A 17,158-nucleotide genomic window follows, 5' to 3' on the forward strand; every position below is an offset into this window, starting at 1 on the left:
GTCGCGGGAAGCAAAGAATGGAAAGCGGGATTCACCCGGTCAGTCGGTTTGGCACGAACATCACCGAATTCCGTTCCCTATCGGCGAGATGGCCACTCAGTGGCTTCTCAGTGGTTACCCAGTGGCCGGTGTTTCGCTACTGCTCCCCGGCAACCACGCGTCCGGCTCGCCGACCTGAACGGATCCGCCGATGCTCTCCTGGGAGTCCCGCCAGTCCTACACGCACGTCGACCGGCGCTGGTACGAGACGTCCAGCCGCTACCTGCCCTGCGACGACCACCTCGCGGTGTTCCGGTCCGCGGTGCCGGACGGGTGGAGCACCCGGCGGCGCGGGCTGTGGCTCATGGCCCAGCCGCCCGGGGTCGACACCCCGGCCCAGGGCTGGACGTTGAACGTCACCGCGCTGGGCGAGGAGAGCACCGAAGTGCTGCGGCTGGCGCTGCCCGTGCTGCTCGGCGCCCGGACGCCGTTCGGGTTCCTGATCGACCCGTTCTCGGTGCGGCTGACCCGCAGCAACGGCGAGTTCATCACCGTCCACCCGGTCGACGAGGGGCAGTTCCACGCCGTCGGCGCCGCGCTCGCCACCGCGCTGGAGGGCCGGACCGGTCCGGCCGTCCGCTCCGACCGGCGCTGGCCCGGCTCGACCGCGGTCTCCTACCGCTACGGCGGCTGCGCCGCGCTCTCGCAGCTCGAGCCGGACGGCATGCGCAGTCCGATGATCACGCCGAGTGGGGCCACCGACCCGTTCCCGCCGCAGACTTCGGAGCCGGACGCGCCGCTGAACGGCCGCTACAGCCCGCACACCACGCTGAGCCTCGGCAACCGCGGCGGGGTGTACCTGGCCACCGACGCGCTCACCGGTCAGGACGTGGTGGTCAAGGAGGCCCGCCCGGGGGTGACGGTGGGAAACCCCGGCCGGCCGGCGATCGACGTCCTGGAGAAGGAGTACCGGCTGCTCGGCGAGCTCGCCGGCACCGGGCACTTCGTGCGCCCGGTCGACTTCTTCCGCGAGCGGGACCATGCGTTCCTGGTCCAGGAGAAGCTGGCGGGGCCGCACTTCAGCCGGTACTGCGGCGAGAGCAACCCGGTCGGCACGCTCGACCTGGCACCCGAGTCGCTGCGCGCCCACTACCTGCGCCTGCGCGGACTGTGGCGGCAGCTCGCGCAGGCGGTGGCGGCGGCACACGAGCGCGGCATCCTGCTGGGCGACCTGTCCTCCACCGATGTCCTCGTCGACCCGCAGACCGGCACGGCCAGGATCATCGACCTGGAGAGCGGCGTACGCGAGGGCGTGGACGAGCACTTGGGCGTGTACACGGTGGGCGTGGCCAGCCCGCGTCTGGTGGCGACCGGGCAGTACGACCGGGCGGGCGACTGGCACGCGCTCGGCGCGCTGATCTTCAGCTCGGTACTGGCGGTCAACAACACCACCGGCTTCTACCGGCCCGCGTTCTCCCGCTTCCTGGCCGAACTGGCGCACGACCTGGCGCTGCCCGCCGAACTGGTCGACCTGATCGAGGACCTGACCACCGAGGACACCCCCATGAGCGGTGCGGAGGTGCTCAAGCGGATCGACAGCCTGCCGTTCGAGGACCACCCGTCGTGGTCCGTACCGGTGCCGCTCGCGCTGCCGGCCGAGGAGCACTACGGCGACCCGCGGAAGGTGCCGGGCCTGCGGGACGCCGACCTGGCGGAGGTCACCGGGAAGGTGGCCGAGTACGCGGTGGCGGTCGCCGACCCGCAGCGCGAGGACCGGCTCTACCCGGCCGACGCGCTGGTGTTCGAGACCAACCCGCTCTCGATCGCCCACGGCGCGATGGGCGTGCTCTACGGCCTGCACCGGCTGCGCGGCAGCGTCCCGCCGACCCAGCTCGGCTGGGCGATGGCCCGCGACGTCAACCCCGCCGACTACCCCGCCGGGCTCTACCTCGGACAGGCCGGCATCGCCTGGGCGCTGGACGAGCTCGGCCACCCCGAGGCCGCGTTGGGCCTGCTGGAGCGCACCCGCGAGCACCCGCTGCGGTTCGCCGTGCCGGGCATCCTGCACGGCACGGCCGGCTACGGGATGGCCTGCCTGCGACTGTGGCACCGCCAGGGCGCGCAGCGGCTGCTGGAGGACGCGCGTGCGGCCGGCGAGGCGCTCGCGGCCGGCTGCGTGCGCGACGCGTTCGGCGCCCACTGGGCCGAGCCGGGCGGGCCGGGCTCGGAGCCGCTGATCCGGGTCGGCTACGGACACGGCGCCGCCGGGATCGCGCTCTTCCTGCTCTACCTGCAGCTGGCCACCGGCGAGGAGCGCTGGTACGAACTGGGCCGAGCCGCACTCGCGTTCGACCTGCGCCAGGGCACCCGGTTGGAGAGTTACCGGGACGAGGGCACCGCCGGCGTCAGCACCACCGTGCTGCGCTACCACGCGGTGCGCCCGGAGCCGGAGTTGGCCGCGCTGATCCCGGAGCTGCTGGCCGACTCGGCGCGCAAGTACAGCCTCTCCCCGCAGCTCTTCCACGGCCTCTCCGGCCTCGGGAACGTGCTGCTCGACGCCGGTGAACTCCTCGGCGAGGAGCGCTGGTTCGCCGAGGCGCGGCGGGTGGCCCAGGGCGTGCTGCTGAGCCGGATCGACCGGGCCGAGGGCGTGGTGTTCCCCGGCGAGCAGGCGCTGCGCGAGAGCACCGACTACGCCACCGGCTCGATCGGCGTCGCGCTCTTCCTGGACCGGCTGCGCAAGGCCCGCCCGGGGCTGCGGACCAACTTCGACTTCGTTGTCGACGGGCTGCTGCCGTGCTGAGCGACCGTCAGGCCTGCCAGCGCAAGGCGGGGTCGTGCGCGAGGACCCGACCGGTGAGGGTCGCCAGGTCCGGCCCGGGATCCACCCCGAGCTCCTCGCGCAGCACCCGGCGGGCGGCCCGCAGCGTGGCGAGCGCCTCGGCCTGGCGGCCGCAGCGGTACAGCGCCAGCGTCCGCAGCGCCCACCCCGACTCGCGCAGCGGGTAGTCGGTGGTCAGTGCCTCGGTCTCCACCAGGGTGAGCCGGTGGTCGCCGAGCGCCAGGCAGGCGGCGACCCGCAGCTCGCGGGCCAGCGAGCGCCACTCCTCCAACCGGGAGATCTCGGCGCGCACGAAGCGGGCGTCGGCCAGCTCGGCGAACGGCGGTCCCGCCCACAGCGCGAGCGCTCGGTCCGCGCAGGCCAGCGCCTCGGCCGGCCGCTCGGCGCCGGCCGCGGCGGCGGCCTGCCCGACCAGCGCGGTGAAGCGGTGGGTGTCCACCGCCTCGGGCTCGACGGCCAGCGCGTAGCCCGCGGCGTGCCGCACCAGGACGGTGGACTGCTCGCGGGCCCGGCGCTGCGGCTCCAGGGCGCGCCGCAGATCGGCGACATAGGTGTGCAGGGTCTGGCGCGGCTTGTCCGGCGGCTGGTCCTCCCAGACCGCGTCGATGATCTGGTCCTCGCCGACCAGGCCGCCGTGCGCCAGCAGCAGAGCCACCAGCACGGCCTTGGGCCGCCGACCGCCGAGTGCCGCCCGGGTGCCGCGGACCCTCGCCTCGACCGGCCCCAGCACGTTGATCCCCACCGCTGCCACGTTTGGATTCATAGGTCGAGCTTGGATCCCCGACGACGGCCTTCCCATGGGGTGCGGCCCCCAGATTCTGTGCACCGCATGTTCACCGGCCGCACACCGGCCGCGCGGCGGACGGAACATGGGGGCCGACCCCCATGTCCGCGCGTCCCATCGGTGGCATCCTCTCGACCATGAACTACGCGGGGGCGGCCACCAGTGACCGGGAGCAGGAGCTGCCCTGGTGGATCCAGGGCGTGACGCTGACCGAACGCCTCGGCCAACCGCCGGCCGACCTGCCGGCCGGGGACCGCCGGGCGGACCGCCGGCTGGAGCGCTGGCGGGCGGACTTCGCCGCCGTCGACGGCCTGTTCGAGGCCCGGTTGGCCGAGGCCGGCCTGGTCGAGGACGGGCTGCGCGCCCTGCTCGACGAGGAGCCGGCGGCGCTGGCGGCGCGGATCGAGGCGCCCGACTGGGCGCGCGCGGCCGACCGGGTGCTGGCCGCGGCACCGACCCGGGTGCCCGCCCCGACGCCTCACCAGAGCTGGGACCAGGGCTTCGCCGCGATCCTGGCGCCGTTCACCGAGGAGGCCGCCGACCGGCTGCTCGCCGCCGCCCGCGGCGCCGGGGCCGAGCGCTTCGCCGACCTCGCCGCGATCCGGGCCTGCTTCACCCGGCGGCTGGCCCAGGCACTGGTGCGCCTCGCCCGGCGCACCCTGGTGCTCGAACTCAACGTCATGCGGGTGACCGGGCGGCTGGCCGGGGAGACCTCCGAGGAGCGCTTCGCCGACTTCGTCCGGCAGAGCTCGGAGCGCTCCGGGCTGACCGCGCTGCTCACCGAGTACGCCGTCCTGGCCCGGCTGCTGGCGCAGTCCTGCCAGGACGCGGTGGACGCCTGGGCCGAGCTGCTGACCCGGCTGGGCGCGGACCGGGGCAGCGTCGCGCAGCTGCTCGGCGCGGGCGGCGGCGGTGACCCCGGGCGGCTGACCGTGGTCGACCCCGGCGCCGGGGACAGCCACCAGCGCGGCCGGGCGGTGGCGCTGCTCGGCTTCGAGTCCGGCGCCCGGCTGGTCTACAAGCCGCGGCCGCTGGACGTGCACCAGCACTTCAACGACACCGTCCGATGGCTCAACGCCAGGCTGCCCGAGCTGGGCCTGCGAACCCTGGCGGTGCTGGAGCGCCCCGGCTACGGCTGGGTGGAGTTCGTCACGGCCGGGCCCTGCGGACAGCTCGCCGAGGTCGACCGCTTCTACCACCGGCTGGGCGCGCTGCTCGCCCTGCTGCACACACTGGGCGGCACCGACATCCACTTCGAGAACCTGGTGGCCTGCGCCGACCAGCCGGTCCTGGTGGACCTGGAGACCCTCTTCCACCCGGCTCTCGCGCTGCCCGGCCGGCTGGTCGGCGACCCGGCCCTGCGGGCGTTGGACTCCTCGGTGTACCGGATCTCGCTGCTGCCGCACCTGCTGATCGGCGACCGCGGCAGCTGGGACGTCTCCGCACTCGGCGGGGACAAGGGCGCGCCGCTGCCGGTGGACGCCGTGGGCTGGGCGGCGCCGGCCACCGACGAGATGCTGCTGGTGCGCCGGCCCGCGGTCTTCAGCGGATCCGACAACCGCCCGCGCCTCGGCGGGCAGGACGCGGACCCGGCCGCCCACACCGAGTCGCTGCTCGCCGGGTTCCGGGCCGGCTACGACACGATCACCACCCACCGCGCCGAACTGACCGGCCCGGACGGGCTGCTGAGCCGCTTCACAACCGACCGCACCCGGGTGGTGGCCCGCAACACCCAGCTCTACGCGATGCTGCTCGACGAGTCGACCCACCCCGACGTGCTGCGCGACGCGCTCGACCGGGACCGGCTGCTCGACCTGCTGTGGCGCGAGTCGGCCGGCGATCCGGCCCGCTGGCCGCTGGTCCCCGCCGAGCTGGACGAGCTGTGGGCGGGCGACATCCCGCTGCTGGCCGGCCACCCGGCCGCGCGCACCCCGAGCATCGGTGGCCGGCCCGTCGAGGCCGCCTACGCCGAGAACGGCCTGGACCGGGTGCACCGCCGGCTGGGCGAGATGGGCCGCACCGACCGCTACGACCAGGAGTGGATCATCCGGGCCGCACTGGCCACCCGCACCACCGACGCGGGCCACCGGACCGGGACGCCGCTGCCGGGCCGCCGGGAGACGGTCGTCCCCGACCCCGATCATCTGCTGGCCGCCGCGTGCGGCATCGCCGACCAGATCCTGGCCGGCGCCCACGACGACCGCCGACGGGCCAACTGGCTGACCCTGGAAGCCGTCGAGGAGCAGCACTGGGCGATCCTGCCGCAGGGCGCCGGGCTGGCCGGCGGCTACTGCGGGACGGCGCTGTTCCTGGCCCAACTCGCCGACCTCACCGGCACCGAGCGCTACGCGGCGGTGGCCCGCCGGGCGCTGCGGCCGGTCCCCGAGGTGCTGGCCATGCTCGCCGCGCACCCGGAGCCCCTGGCGGCGGTCGGCTGCGGCGGCTTCGAGGGCCTTGGCGGCATCGCCTACGCGCTCAGCCACCTGTCCGTCCTGCTGGCCGACCGGGAGCTCGCCGACTGGGCCGCCGAGGCCGTCCGGCTGACCGGCCTCGCGTTGAGCGCCGAGCAGGTGACGGGCGAGCAGCCGGACGCGGGCGTGCTGACCGGCCTGGCCGGCTGCCTGGCGGCCATGCTCGCGGTGCACCGGGCGACCGGGCTCGCGCAGGCCGCCGACGCCGCCGCCCGCTGCGCCCGGCAGCTGGTCGCCCGGTCGGCCGAGGAGCCGGCGGCGGGCGGCTTCGCCGACGGCGCGGCCGGGATCGGCTGGGCGCTGCTGCGCTTCGCGGCCGCCGGCGGCGGAGCGTCGTACGCCGAGGCCGGTCTGCGCCGGCTGAGCCGGCCGAGCACCCGCCGACCGCTGAACGACCTGACGGCGGACACCAGTTGGTGCCGCGGGCTGACCGGCACCGCGCTGGCGCTGGCCGACAGCGGCGCGGCTGCGGCGGACCCGGCGCTCGCCGACCGGCTTGCGTGGGCGGTGGCCAGAGTTGCCGGCCAGGGTCCGCTGCCCAATCACAGCTTGTGCCACGGAGAACTGGGCAGTCTTGAACTGCTGTTGACCGCCTCGGGTGGCGTCCTGGCCGGGCCCGCGGTCGCGCGGGCCGGCGCACTGCTGGCCTCGCTCGACCGGTTCGGCCCGCGCTGCGGCACCCCTGGCGGGGTGAGCAACCCCGGGCTGCTCAATGGCCTGGCCGGCATCGGGCACGGACTGCTCCGGCTCGGTTTCGGCTCCCGGATACCTTCGGTGCTGCTTCTGCAGCCACCGAACGCCAGTCGGTCTTGACCCGGAATCGCGGCACGACCCCGCCCGCGATCCCATCGAATGGAGGACGTGCATGGACAACGACGAGCTGGTCAGGTCCTGGAAGGACCCCGAGGCCCGGGAGGGCTCGGTCACCGACCACCCCGCGGGCGAGATCAGCACCGGCGGCAGGCCGCGATCGGTGCGGCGAGCCGTCCTGCTGGCCGGCCTCTACGGGGCGGCCATCGCGATGGCCGTGCCGGTGGGACACATGACCGTGACGAGCGTCACGTCCCACTGAACGCCCGGCTCCCGGCCCATGGCGTATCCGGTTTCCGGACGATAGCCTCCGGCCATGCTCATCACATCGCCGGTGCTGGTCGGGCGCGACGATGAGCTCGCGCTCCTCGATGCGGGCCTGGCCGGCGCCCGGCTGGGCGAGGGCCGGGCGGTCTTCCTGCTCGGCGACGCGGGCATCGGGAAGTCGCGGCTGGCTTCCGCCTGCGCGTTCCGGGCGTTCGCTGACGGCATGGCGGTGCTCCGCGGTCGCGGTAGCACCACGGGCGCCACCATGCCGTTCCGCCCGGTCGCGGAGGCCCTGCTCTCGCTCTTCCGGATCGGCGGCCTGCCGCAGGATCCGGAACTCGCGCCCTACCGGCCCGCGTTGGCGGAGCTGGTGCCGGAGTGGCGGGGCGCCGCGCCGTCCCCGGCCGGCATCTCGCTGGTCGAGACGGCCGAGGCCGTGCTGCGGCTGCTGGCCTCGGTCGGCCGGGCCGGCGGCGGTAGCGGCGGCGGGGAGCCGGGCTGCCTGCTGGTCGTCGAGGACCTGCACGACGCGGACGCCGAGACGCTCGCCGTGGTCGAGTACCTGGTCGACAATCTGACCGGGCTGCCGGTCTTCCTGCTGGCCACGCTGCGCTCGCAGAGCGGGCCGGCCGGCGACCTGGCCCGGGAGGCCGGCCGGCGCCGGTCCGCCACCCTGACCGAGCTGCACCCGCTGGGCCCCGACGAGGTGCGGTTGCTGGCCGAGTCCTGTCTCAGCGCGGAGGACGGCCAACTCCCCCGGCAGGTCACCGATCAGCTGCTCAAGGACTCCGAGGGCAACCCGTTTGTCGTCGAGGAGCTGCTCGCCGGGATGGTCACCGCGAACGTGCTGCGCGGCGACGCCGGCGGCTGGCGGGTCTGCGGCGACCTCGCCATCGACGTGCCGACCACGGTGGTGCACAGCGTCGCCCAGCGGGTCGCCCGGCTCGGCCCGGCCGATCGTGAACTCCTGTACGCCGCAGCCGTGCTGGGCCGACGCTTCGCGCTGCCCGTCCTGCAGCTGGTGACCGGCCTGGATGACCGCAGCCTGCTGGTCCACCTGCGGGCCGGCATCGACGCCCAGCTGATCTCGCCCAGCGGGCCGGTGGCCGACTCCTACGAGTTCCGGCACGCGCTGACCACCGAGGCGCTGCTGGCCGGGCTGCTGCCGATGGAGCGGGCCGCGATCGCCCAGCGGGCGGCCGACGCGATCGAACGCGCCCACCCCGGACTGCCCGGCGACTGGTGCCAGCGGGTCGCGGTGCTGCGGCTGGCCGCCGGCGACGCCCCGACGGCCGGGCTGCTCTTCGCCGAGGCCGGCCGGGCCGCGCTGGACGGCGGTGCGGTCAACTCCGCGGTCGCCCTGCTGGAGCGCGCCCATGAGCTGATGGCCGGGTCGACGGCCACCGAGGACGCCGCCTCGGTGCTGGAGCGGCTGGTCTACACGCTGATCGAGACCGGCCGACTGGACCGTGCCCTCGCGCTGGTCGAGACGCTCCCGCTGACCGGCCCCGGCGCGCTGGACGACGCCCGGTCCGCCGCCCTGCACACCAGGCTGGCCTGGGCCGCGGTCACCGCCCTGCGGCCCGAGGAGGCGGCGGCCCGGGTGGCGTTCGTCCGTGGCCTGCTCGGGCGCTTCGACAGCGCGGCGCACACCCCGGCGATCGATGTCGTCGAGGCGCATCTGCTGCTGGTCGCGCGGCCGGAGAGCGGCCGGGCCGGCGCGGACGGCGAGCAGCGCACCGAGCAGGCCGCGGCACTGGCGCGCCGCGCCGCGCTCGCCGCCGAGGCCGCCGACCTGCCCGAAGTCGCCTGCCAGGCATGGCAGTTGCTGGCCCTACTGGAGCGCAGGCACGGCTTCGACCGGGCCGACGCACACCTGGAGCGGATCCTCGCGCTGGCCGGCCGGCACCAGCTGACCACCTGGCAGGTGGACGCCCTGCTGCGGCTGGGCGCCAACGAGTTCATGCGCAGCGGCTCCTCGACCCAGCTGGAGCGCGCGCACCGCGCCGCGCTGGACCTGGGCGCGCTCGCCCTGATGCACACCGCCGAGGCGACGATGGCCATGCAGGCCGTGCTGCGCGGCGCCTACGGGACGGCCCGCGAGCTGACCGACCGCACCGCGCCGGCCACCGCCCGGCTGCGCAACGTCGACAACCACCAGTTCGTGCTGCTCACCCGGGCCGCGCTCGCCGCCCATCAGGGCCGCCGCCGGGAGATGGAGCAGGAGCTGGCCGAGTTCCAGCGCTGGGACGGCGAGCACTCGCTCCAACTCCCGCTGGCGCTGGGCACCTGCCGGGCGATCTGCGCGGTGCTCGAGGAGGATCGGACCCGCGCGCTCGCCGAACTGGACAGCGCGCTCGCCTGGGAGCGGGACCACCCGACCGTCTTCTACCTCAACGGCCACTACGGGCTGCGCCCGCTGCTGCGCGCGATCGAGGGCCTGGCCGAGCCGGCCGAGCATGCCGCGATCGCCGCCGACCCCGGCGCCGGGCTGCTCTGGAACCGGCAGTTCGAGCGGCTGGCACACGCCGTGCACGAGGGCAGGGCCGGACGCCCCGAGCAGGCTCTGCGGGCCGTCGCCGAGGCCCGGGAGGCGGCGGCGCCGTTCCTGATGGCCCGCCATCTGGGCCTGCGCCTGGTGGCCGAGGCCGCGTTGGCCGACGGCTGGGGCGAACCGGTGCCATGGCTGCGCACCGCCGAGGAGTACTTCCACGGCGCCGCCGTACCCGCCGTCGCCAGCGCCTGCCGGGACCTGCTGCGCCGGGCCGGGGCCACCGTGCCGCAGCGGCGCAGCGGCTCCGACGGGGTGCCGGCCGGCCTGCGCCGGCAGGGTCTGACCGTCCGGGAGTACGAGGTGTTCCTGCTGATCGCCTCCCGGCTGGGCAACCAGGAGATCGCCGGGCGCCTCTACATCTCGCCGCGGACCGTGGAGAAGCACGTGGCGAGCCTGCTGGCGAAGACCGGCCGGGCCAACCGCGGTGCCCTGTGCGACTACGCGGTCGAGGTGACCGCGGCGGACCGGCCCTGAAACAGGACCGGCCCGCGGGGTACCGGACGGCTCAGCCCTGCGGCAGCGCGGCCAGCTGGGCGGTGATCCGCTCGATGTCGGCCTCGGCGGCGGCCTGGCGGGCGCGGATCTTCACGACCACGTCGTCCGGGGCCTTGGCCAGGAAGCCCTCGTTGCCGAGCTTGGCGGCCGTCTGGGCCTTCTCCTTCTCGGCGACCGCGAGGTCCTTCTGCAGGCGCTTGCGCTCGGCCGGCACGTCGATGGTGCCGGAGAGGTCGAGCGCGACCGTGGCACCGGCGACCGGCAGCGAGGCGGTGGCCGCGAAGCCGTCCTCGGGAGCGGTCAGCCGCAGCAGCGAGCGGATCGCGTCCTCGTGCGCGACCAGCACGGTGCCCGCCAACTCCAGGGTGGCCGGCACCTTCTGGCCCGGCTTGAGGCCCTGGTCGGAGCGGAACCGGCGGACCTCGGTGACCACCTGCTGGAGCGTGGCGATCTCGGCCTCGGCGGCGGCGTCCCGACGGGTGTCGTCGGCCACCGGCCAATCGGTGACGACCAGCGACTCGGCGCCGGTGAGCGTGGTCCACAGCGTGTCGGTGACGAACGGGACCACCGGGTGCAGCAGCCGCAGCGTGACCTCCAGGACCTCGCCGAGCACCCGGCGAGCGGCGTCGGCCTGCGGGCCGCCCTTGGCCAGGGTGGTCTTGGAGAGCTCGACGTACCAGTCGAAGACCTCGTCCCAGGCGTAGTGGAACAGGGTGTCCGACAGCTTGGCGAACTGGTAGTCGTCGTAGAGCGCGTCGACCTCGGTGATGGTCGCCTGCAGGCGGGAGAGGATCCAGCGGTCGACCGCCGTCATCTCCTCGGGCGCCGGCAGCGGGCCCTCCACCGTGGCGCCGTTCATCAGGGCGAAGCGGGTGGCGTTCCAGATCTTGTTGCAGAAGTTGCGCGAGCCCTGGACCCAGTCCTCGCCGATCGGCACGTCGGCGCCCGGGTTGGCGCCGCGGGCCAGCGTGAAGCGGACGGCGTCGGCGCCGTACTCGTTCATCCAGTCCAGCGGGTCCACCGCGGTGCCCGAGGACTTGGACATCTTCTTGCCGAACTGGTCGCGGACCAGGCCGGTCAGCGCGATGGTGTGGAACGGCGCCTGGCCGTCCATCGCGTAGAGGCCGAACATCATCATCCGGGCGACCCAGAAGAAGATGATGTCGTGGCCGGTGAGCAGCACGTCGGTCGGGTAGAACTTCGCCAGATCCGGGGTCTGCTCCGGCCAGCCCAGCGTGGAGAACGGCCACAGGCCGCTGGAGAACCAGGTGTCCAGCACGTCCGGGTCCTGGTGCCAGCCCTCGCCGGTGGGCGGCTGCTCGTCGGGGCCGACGCAGATGACCTCGCCGTCCGGGCCGTACCAGACCGGGATCCGGTGGCCCCACCAGAGCTGGCGCGAGATGCACCAGTCGTGCATGTTGTCGACCCAGCTGAAGTAGCGGCCCTCCAGCTCCTTCGGGTGGATCTGCACCCGGCCGTCGCGCACCGCCTCGCCGGCCGCCTGCGCCAGCGGCGCGACGTTGACCCACCACTGCAGCGAGAGCCGCGGCTCGACGATGGTGTGGCAGCGCGAGCAGTGGCCCACCGCGTGCATGTACGGGCGCTTCTCGGCGACGATCCGGCCCTGCTCGCGCAGCGCGCCGACGACGGCCGCGCGGGCGTCGTGCCGGTCCAGGCCGAGGAACGGGCCGTGCACGGTGATCACACCGCGCTCGTCCATCACGGTCAGGTTGGGCAGGCCGTGGCGCTGGCCGATCGCGAAGTCGTTGGGGTCGTGCGCGGGTGTCACCTTGACCGCGCCGGTGCCGAACTCCGGGTCGACGTGGGTGTCGGCGACCACCGGGATGCGGCGGTCCGTCAGCGGCAGCGCGATGGTGCGGCCGACCAGGTGGGCGTAGCGCTCGTCGTCGGGGTGGACGGCCACGGCGGTGTCGCCGAGCAGCGTCTCGGCCCGGGTGGTGGCCACCACGATCGACTCGTCGCCGTCGCCGTAGCGGATCGAGACCAGCTCACCGGCCTCGTCCTCGTGCTCGACCTCGATGTCCGAGAGCGCGGTGAGGCAGCGCGGGCACCAGTTGATGATGCGCTCGGCGCGGTAGATCAGGCCGTCGTCGAAGAGCTTCTTGAAGATGGTCTGGACGGCCTGCGACAGGCCCTCGTCCATGGTGAACCGCTCGCGCGACCAGTCGACGCCGTCGCCCAGGCGGCGCATCTGGCCGAGGATCTGGCCACCGTAGTTCTCCTTCCACTCCCAGACCTTCTCGACGAAGGCCTCGCGGCCCAGGTCGTGGCGGGAGAGGCCGGACTCGGCGAGCTGCTGCTCGACGCGGTTCTGGGTGGCGATGCCGGCGTGGTCCATGCCCGGCAGCCAGAGCACCTCGTAACCCTGCATCCGCTTACGGCGCGTCAGGGCGTCCATCAGGGTGTGCTGGAAGGCGTGACCCAGGTGCAGCGCACCGGTCACGTTCGGCGGCGGGATGACGATGGTGTACGGAGGCTTGTCGCTCTTCGCGTCGGCGGTGAAGTAGCCGCGCTCGACCCAGCGCTCGTACAGCTCGCCCTCTACCTCCGCCGGGGCGTAGGTGGTAGGGAGTGCTGCCGCGTTGTCCCCGGACTCGTGGTCGGCGGGGCGCTGGTTCGTCTTGTCGGTCACGACACACAGTTTACGTAACCGCGGACGGCCCTCTTCCCCATTTACTCCCCACAGACTCCTCTCTTCCGTCCGGGACAGCCGTCAGGGACGTGCGGTAGCGTGCCCGGTACTCGTGCGCATGGTCGAACGGGCAAGTGAAGTCACGTCACAGGCCGCGCGACGCGGCGGGGGAGCAGCAGAGCAGATGTACGGCCAGGATCAGCAGCCGCAGAATCCGCAGCAGGGCTACGGACAGCCGCCCTACGGCCAGCAGCCGCCGGCGTTCGGCGCACCGCCGCAGCAGGGCTACGGCCAGCCGACCTACGGGCAGCAGCCGCCGCCCCCGCAGTACGGCGCGCCGCAGCAGGGCTACGGCCAGCCGGCGTACGGGCAGCAGCCGCCGCCCCCGCCGGGTTACGGACAGCCCGCGTACGGACAGCAGCCGCCGCAGTACGGCGCCCCCCAGCAGCCGCAGTTCGGTGGCTACCAGCCGCCGCCGGCCAAGAAGGGCAAGGGCGGCCTGGTCGTCGGCCTGCTGATCGGCGCCGTGGTGCTCGGTGGCGGCGGCTTCGTGGCCTACCAGGCGGTGGGCAAGGCCAGCGGCAGCGCGAGCGCGGGCCAGTACAAGCTGGCCGCCCCGGCCTCGCTCGCCGGCGGCTACACCCAGAAGTCCGCGTCGACCAAGCCGGCCGACCCGTCCAACAAGATCACCGGGTTCAACGCGATCGACGGCAGCGTCGACGCCACCTACGACAAGGGCGGCGACGCGACCGACACCATCACCCTCGGCGGCTCGTGGGGCACCATCGCGGACCCGAACGCCGTGATGACCGCCTTCAAGGCGGGCCTCTCGAAGTCCGGCGGCCTGACCTGGTCGACGCCGCTGGCCACGGTCGACGCCAACGACCCGCACGACGCGAGCGGTCTGATGCAGTGCGGCGTGGCCGGCGACGCCGGGATGAACCTGCCGGTCTGCGTCTGGGCCAACCACTCGACGGCCGGCTCGGTCACCTTCGCCAAGATCTCGATCACCGGCGGCAGCAGCGCGATCTCGGTCGACCAGGCGGCGACCCAGAGCCGCGCCATCCGGGACGCCGCGGTGGTCGCGAAGTAGTCCCGGCCGCAGCAACGACTGAGGGGGCCCGCGCACTTGGCGCGGGCCCCCTCAGTCGTCGGTGATCGATGCTCAGGCGCTCTTGTCGCGGCGCTCGCGCTTGATCATGTCGCGCGGGACCAGGGTCGGGATCGCGTGCTTGGAGACCACGTCCTCGGTGACCACCACGCGGGCGACGTCCTGACGCGAGGGGACCTCGTACATCACGGACATCAGCACCTCCTCCATGATGGCCCGCAGGCCACGGGCGCCGGTGCCCCGCAGGATCGCCTGGTCGGCGATCGCCTCCAGCGCGTCCTGGCTGAACTCCAGCTCCACGCCGTCGAGTTCGAAGAGCTTGCGGTACTGCTTGATCAGCGCGTTCTTCGGCTCGGTGAGGATCTGCAGCAGCGCCTCGCGGTCGAGGTTGTGCACGCTGGTGATCACCGGCAGCCGGCCGATGAACTCGGGGATCATGCCGAACTTGACCAGGTCCTCCGGCATCACGCTGCGGAACTGGTCGGCGGCCTCGGTCTCCCGCTTGGAGCGGATGGTCGCGGCGAATCCGATGCCCTTGGCGCCGGCCCGGCCCTCGATGATCCGCTCCAGACCCGAGAACGCGCCACCCACGATGAACAGCACGTTGGTGGTGTCGATCTGGATGAACTCCTGGTGCGGGTGCTTGCGGCCGCCCTGCGGCGGGACCGAGGCGGTGGTCCCCTCCAGGATCTTCAGCAGGGCCTGCTGCACGCCCTCGCCGGAGACGTCCCGGGTGATCGACGGGTTCTCACTCTTACGAGCGACCTTGTCGATCTCATCGATGTAGATGATCCCGGTCTCGGCCTTCTTGACGTCGTAGTCCGCCGCCTGGATCAGCTTGAGCAGGATGTTCTCGACGTCCTCGCCGACGTAGCCGGCCTCGGTCAGCGCCGTGGCGTCCGCGATGGCGAACGGCACGTTCAGCATCCGGGCCAGGGTCTGCGCCAGCAGCGTCTTGCCCGAACCGGTCGGGCCGAGCAGCAGGATGTTGGACTTGGCCAGCTCGATGGCGTCCTCGCGGCCGTTGCCGCCGCTGCGCCCCGCCTCGCCCGCCTGGACCCGCTTGTAGTGGTTGTAGACCGCCACGGCCAGCGCCTTCTTGGCGAGGTCCTGGCCGACCACGTACTGGTCCAGGAACTCGTAGATCTCGCGCGGCTTCGGGAGTTCCTCGAAACGCACCTCGGAGGTCTCTGCGAGCTCCTCCTCGATGATCTCGTTGCACAGGTCGATGCACTCGTCGCAGATGTACACGCCTGGACCGGCGATCAGCTTCTTCACCTGCTTCTGCGACTTGCCGCAGAACGAGCACTTGAGCAGGTCGCCACCGTCTCCGATGCGTGCCACGAGGTGCTTCCCCTTCGCCAGGGGCCCCGCGGGGGTCCGGGGCCTGGTGCTGTGGACCGGCGCCGCCAACTAGGCGGTTCGGTCCCGGTATCCGACGGTACTCTGCCCAGCCGGTGAATCCGCTGTCTTCGGCAGCTCTGCCGTACGCCCTGGGCGAATTGATACCGAACAGATGCCGCCGAGAGGTGTACCGGGCGGTAGAGCCTCAGAGGGCGGGGCGCACCGTGGTACGCCCCGCCCGGGCCCGGTCGCTACCGGTCGCAGTCGGTCTCAGCCGAGGAGCGAGGTCTTGCGGGTGGAGACGATCTGGTCGATCAGGCCGTACTCCAGCGCCTCCTCGGCCGTGAGGATCTTGTCGCGCTCGATGTCGTCACGGACCGTGGCCAGGTCGCGGTTGGAGTGCTTGGAGAGCATCTCCTCCAGCTGCTCGCGCATCCGGAAGATCTCCTTGGCCTGGATCTCCAGGTCGGAGACCTGGCCGCGGCCGGTCTCGGTGTAGGGCTGGTGGATCAGGATCCGGGCGTTCGGCAGCGCCATCCGCTTGCCGGGGGTGCCGGCGGCGAGCAGCACGGCGGCGGCCGAGGCGGCCTGGCCCATGCAGACCGTCTGGATGTCGGGCTTGACGAACTGCATGGTGTCGTAGATCGCCGTCAGCGCGGTGAAGGAGCCACCAGGCGAGTTGATGTACATCTGGATCTCGCGGTCCGGGTCCATCGACTCCAGGCAGAGCAGCTGGGCCATGATGTCGTTCGCCGAGACGTCGTCCACCTGGGAGCCGAGGAAGATGATGCGCTCCTCGAACAGCTTGGCGTACGGGTCGTACTCGCGGACGCCCTGCGAGGTGCGCTCGACGAAGCGCGGGACGATGTAGCGACCCTCGGCACGGGCGCCGAGGTACTCGCCGCTGGGGGTGAGGGGAGAGTTCATTGCGGGTCTGTCCTCCGGATGCGTTCCGACGTGTCTGGGGTGCGGGGTGCGGGCGCTCAGACGGCGCCGGTGCCGCCGCCGCCGGGGACGTCCGCGGCGCTGTGCATGATGGCGTCGATCAGGCCGTACTCCTTGGCCTGCTCGGCACTGAACCAGCGGTCCCGGTCGGAGTCCTTGGTGATCTGCTCGAAGGTCTGGCCGGTGTGCTGCGCGATGAGCTCCGACATCCGGCGCTTGGTGCGCAGCAGCTGCTCGGCCTGGATCCGGATGTCGGTGGCCGAGCCGCCGAGGCCGGCGGACGGCTGGTGCATCAGGATCTCGGCGTTCGGCAGGGCGAAGCGCTTGCCCGGGGTGCCGGCGGTGAGCAGGAACTGGCCCATCGAGGCCGCCATGCCCATCGCGATGGTGACCACGTCGTTCTTGATGTACTGCATGGTGTCGTAGATCGCCATGCCGGCCGTGATCGAGCCGCCGGGGGAGTTGATGTAGAGGAAGATGTCCCGGTCCGGCTCGGCGGCCAGGAGCAGCAGCTGCGCGGTGATCTTGTTGGCGATGTCGTCGTCGACCTGCTGGCCGAGGAAGATGATCCGCTCGTTGAGCAGCCGGTTGTAGACCTGGTCACCCAGGCCGCCGAGCACGTCACCACCGGCGGCGCGCGGCGTCATCAGGCCAGGCATCTGCATCTGCGGGAACGTCACTTAGCCACCTGCTCAGTCGATTCGGACGGTCCGTCTTGTTCGACCGTCACTACGTCATATACGGGGACTGGGGCGGGCATCCCGGGCGCGGAGCCGCGTCGGGCCGCCCTGCCCGCGCTGTTGAAAGCTTGCTTTCGTTGACCCTAACGCGCAGGCAGGGCGCCACCATCCCCCACGCAGAACTGTTCGCTGTGAGCGCAGGTGCCCGCGGGTCGGGAGAGCA

10 protein-coding genes are annotated in these 17,158 nt (G+C 73.0%); 5 read left to right on the plus strand and 5 right to left on the minus strand.

Features of this window, described 5'->3' with window-relative positions; genetic code table 11:
- The first annotated feature begins 190 nt into the window (after positions 1-190).
- Positions 191-2,782, plus strand: a complete 2,592-nt coding sequence (gene lanKC / locus P3T34_RS13615) for a class III lanthionine synthetase LanKC (RefSeq protein ID WP_280666301.1) — start codon at positions 191-193, stop codon at positions 2,780-2,782.
- Between the two features lie 7 nt (positions 2,783-2,789).
- On the opposite strand, the gene P3T34_RS13620 is transcribed toward lanKC, so the two are convergent.
- Positions 2,790-3,584: an AfsR/SARP family transcriptional regulator gene (locus P3T34_RS13620; RefSeq protein WP_280666302.1), complete on the minus strand. Its 795-nt coding sequence runs from the start codon at positions 3,582-3,584 to the stop codon at positions 2,790-2,792.
- Between the two features lie 122 nt (positions 3,585-3,706).
- On the opposite strand from P3T34_RS13620, the gene P3T34_RS13625 reads away from it, so the two are divergent.
- The 3 genes from P3T34_RS13625 to P3T34_RS13635 are packed head-to-tail and all read left to right on the plus strand — an operon-like array spanning position 3,707 to position 10,181.
- Positions 3,707-6,889, plus strand: a complete 3,183-nt coding sequence (locus tag P3T34_RS13625) for a type 2 lanthipeptide synthetase LanM family protein (protein WP_280666303.1) — start codon at positions 3,707-3,709, stop codon at positions 6,887-6,889.
- 52 nt (positions 6,890-6,941) lie between these two features.
- Complete coding sequence (locus tag P3T34_RS13630) at positions 6,942-7,148, plus strand: hypothetical protein (RefSeq protein ID WP_280666304.1); 207 nt, start codon at positions 6,942-6,944, stop codon at positions 7,146-7,148.
- A 54-nt stretch (positions 7,149-7,202) separates the two neighbouring features.
- Positions 7,203-10,181 carry a LuxR family transcriptional regulator gene (locus P3T34_RS13635; RefSeq protein ID WP_280666305.1) on the plus strand — a complete coding sequence of 993 codons (2,979 nt, stop codon included), beginning with the start codon at positions 7,203-7,205 and terminating at the stop codon, positions 10,179-10,181.
- Positions 10,182-10,212: 31 nt separating this feature from the next.
- Here P3T34_RS13635 and P3T34_RS13640 read toward each other — a convergent pair whose 3' ends face one another.
- Positions 10,213-12,855 carry a valine--tRNA ligase gene (locus P3T34_RS13640; RefSeq protein ID WP_280666306.1) on the minus strand — a complete coding sequence of 881 codons (2,643 nt, stop codon included), beginning with the start codon at positions 12,853-12,855 and terminating at the stop codon, positions 10,213-10,215.
- Positions 12,856-13,039: 184 nt separating this feature from the next.
- Between P3T34_RS13640 and P3T34_RS13645 the strand changes: the two genes are divergently transcribed.
- Positions 13,040-13,948, plus strand: coding sequence for a hypothetical protein (locus P3T34_RS13645; RefSeq protein ID WP_280666307.1), 909 nt, complete (start codon positions 13,040-13,042; stop codon positions 13,946-13,948).
- A gap of 72 nt (positions 13,949-14,020) precedes the next feature.
- Here the strand turns inward: P3T34_RS13645 and clpX are convergent, their stop codons facing one another.
- The 3 genes from clpX to P3T34_RS13660 all read right to left on the minus strand — a co-directional run bounded on the left by clpX (position 14,021) and on the right by P3T34_RS13660 (position 16,920).
- On the minus strand, positions 14,021-15,310 hold the full coding sequence (gene clpX, locus P3T34_RS13650; protein WP_280666308.1) for an ATP-dependent Clp protease ATP-binding subunit ClpX: 1,290 nt from the start codon (positions 15,308-15,310) through the stop codon (positions 14,021-14,023).
- A 270-nt stretch (positions 15,311-15,580) separates the two neighbouring features.
- Positions 15,581-16,237, minus strand: a complete 657-nt coding sequence (locus tag P3T34_RS13655) for an ATP-dependent Clp protease proteolytic subunit (RefSeq protein ID WP_280666309.1) — start codon at positions 16,235-16,237, stop codon at positions 15,581-15,583.
- 56 nt (positions 16,238-16,293) lie between these two features.
- Entirely contained in the window at positions 16,294-16,920 is a 627-nt protein-coding gene (locus P3T34_RS13660; RefSeq protein WP_280672051.1) for an ATP-dependent Clp protease proteolytic subunit, read from the minus strand.
- Positions 16,921-17,158: the final 238 nt, after the last annotated feature.

Origin of the sequence: Kitasatospora sp. MAP12-44 (assembly GCF_029892095.1) — a bacterium.
Taxonomy (GTDB): Bacteria; Actinomycetota; Actinomycetes; order Streptomycetales; family Streptomycetaceae; genus Kitasatospora.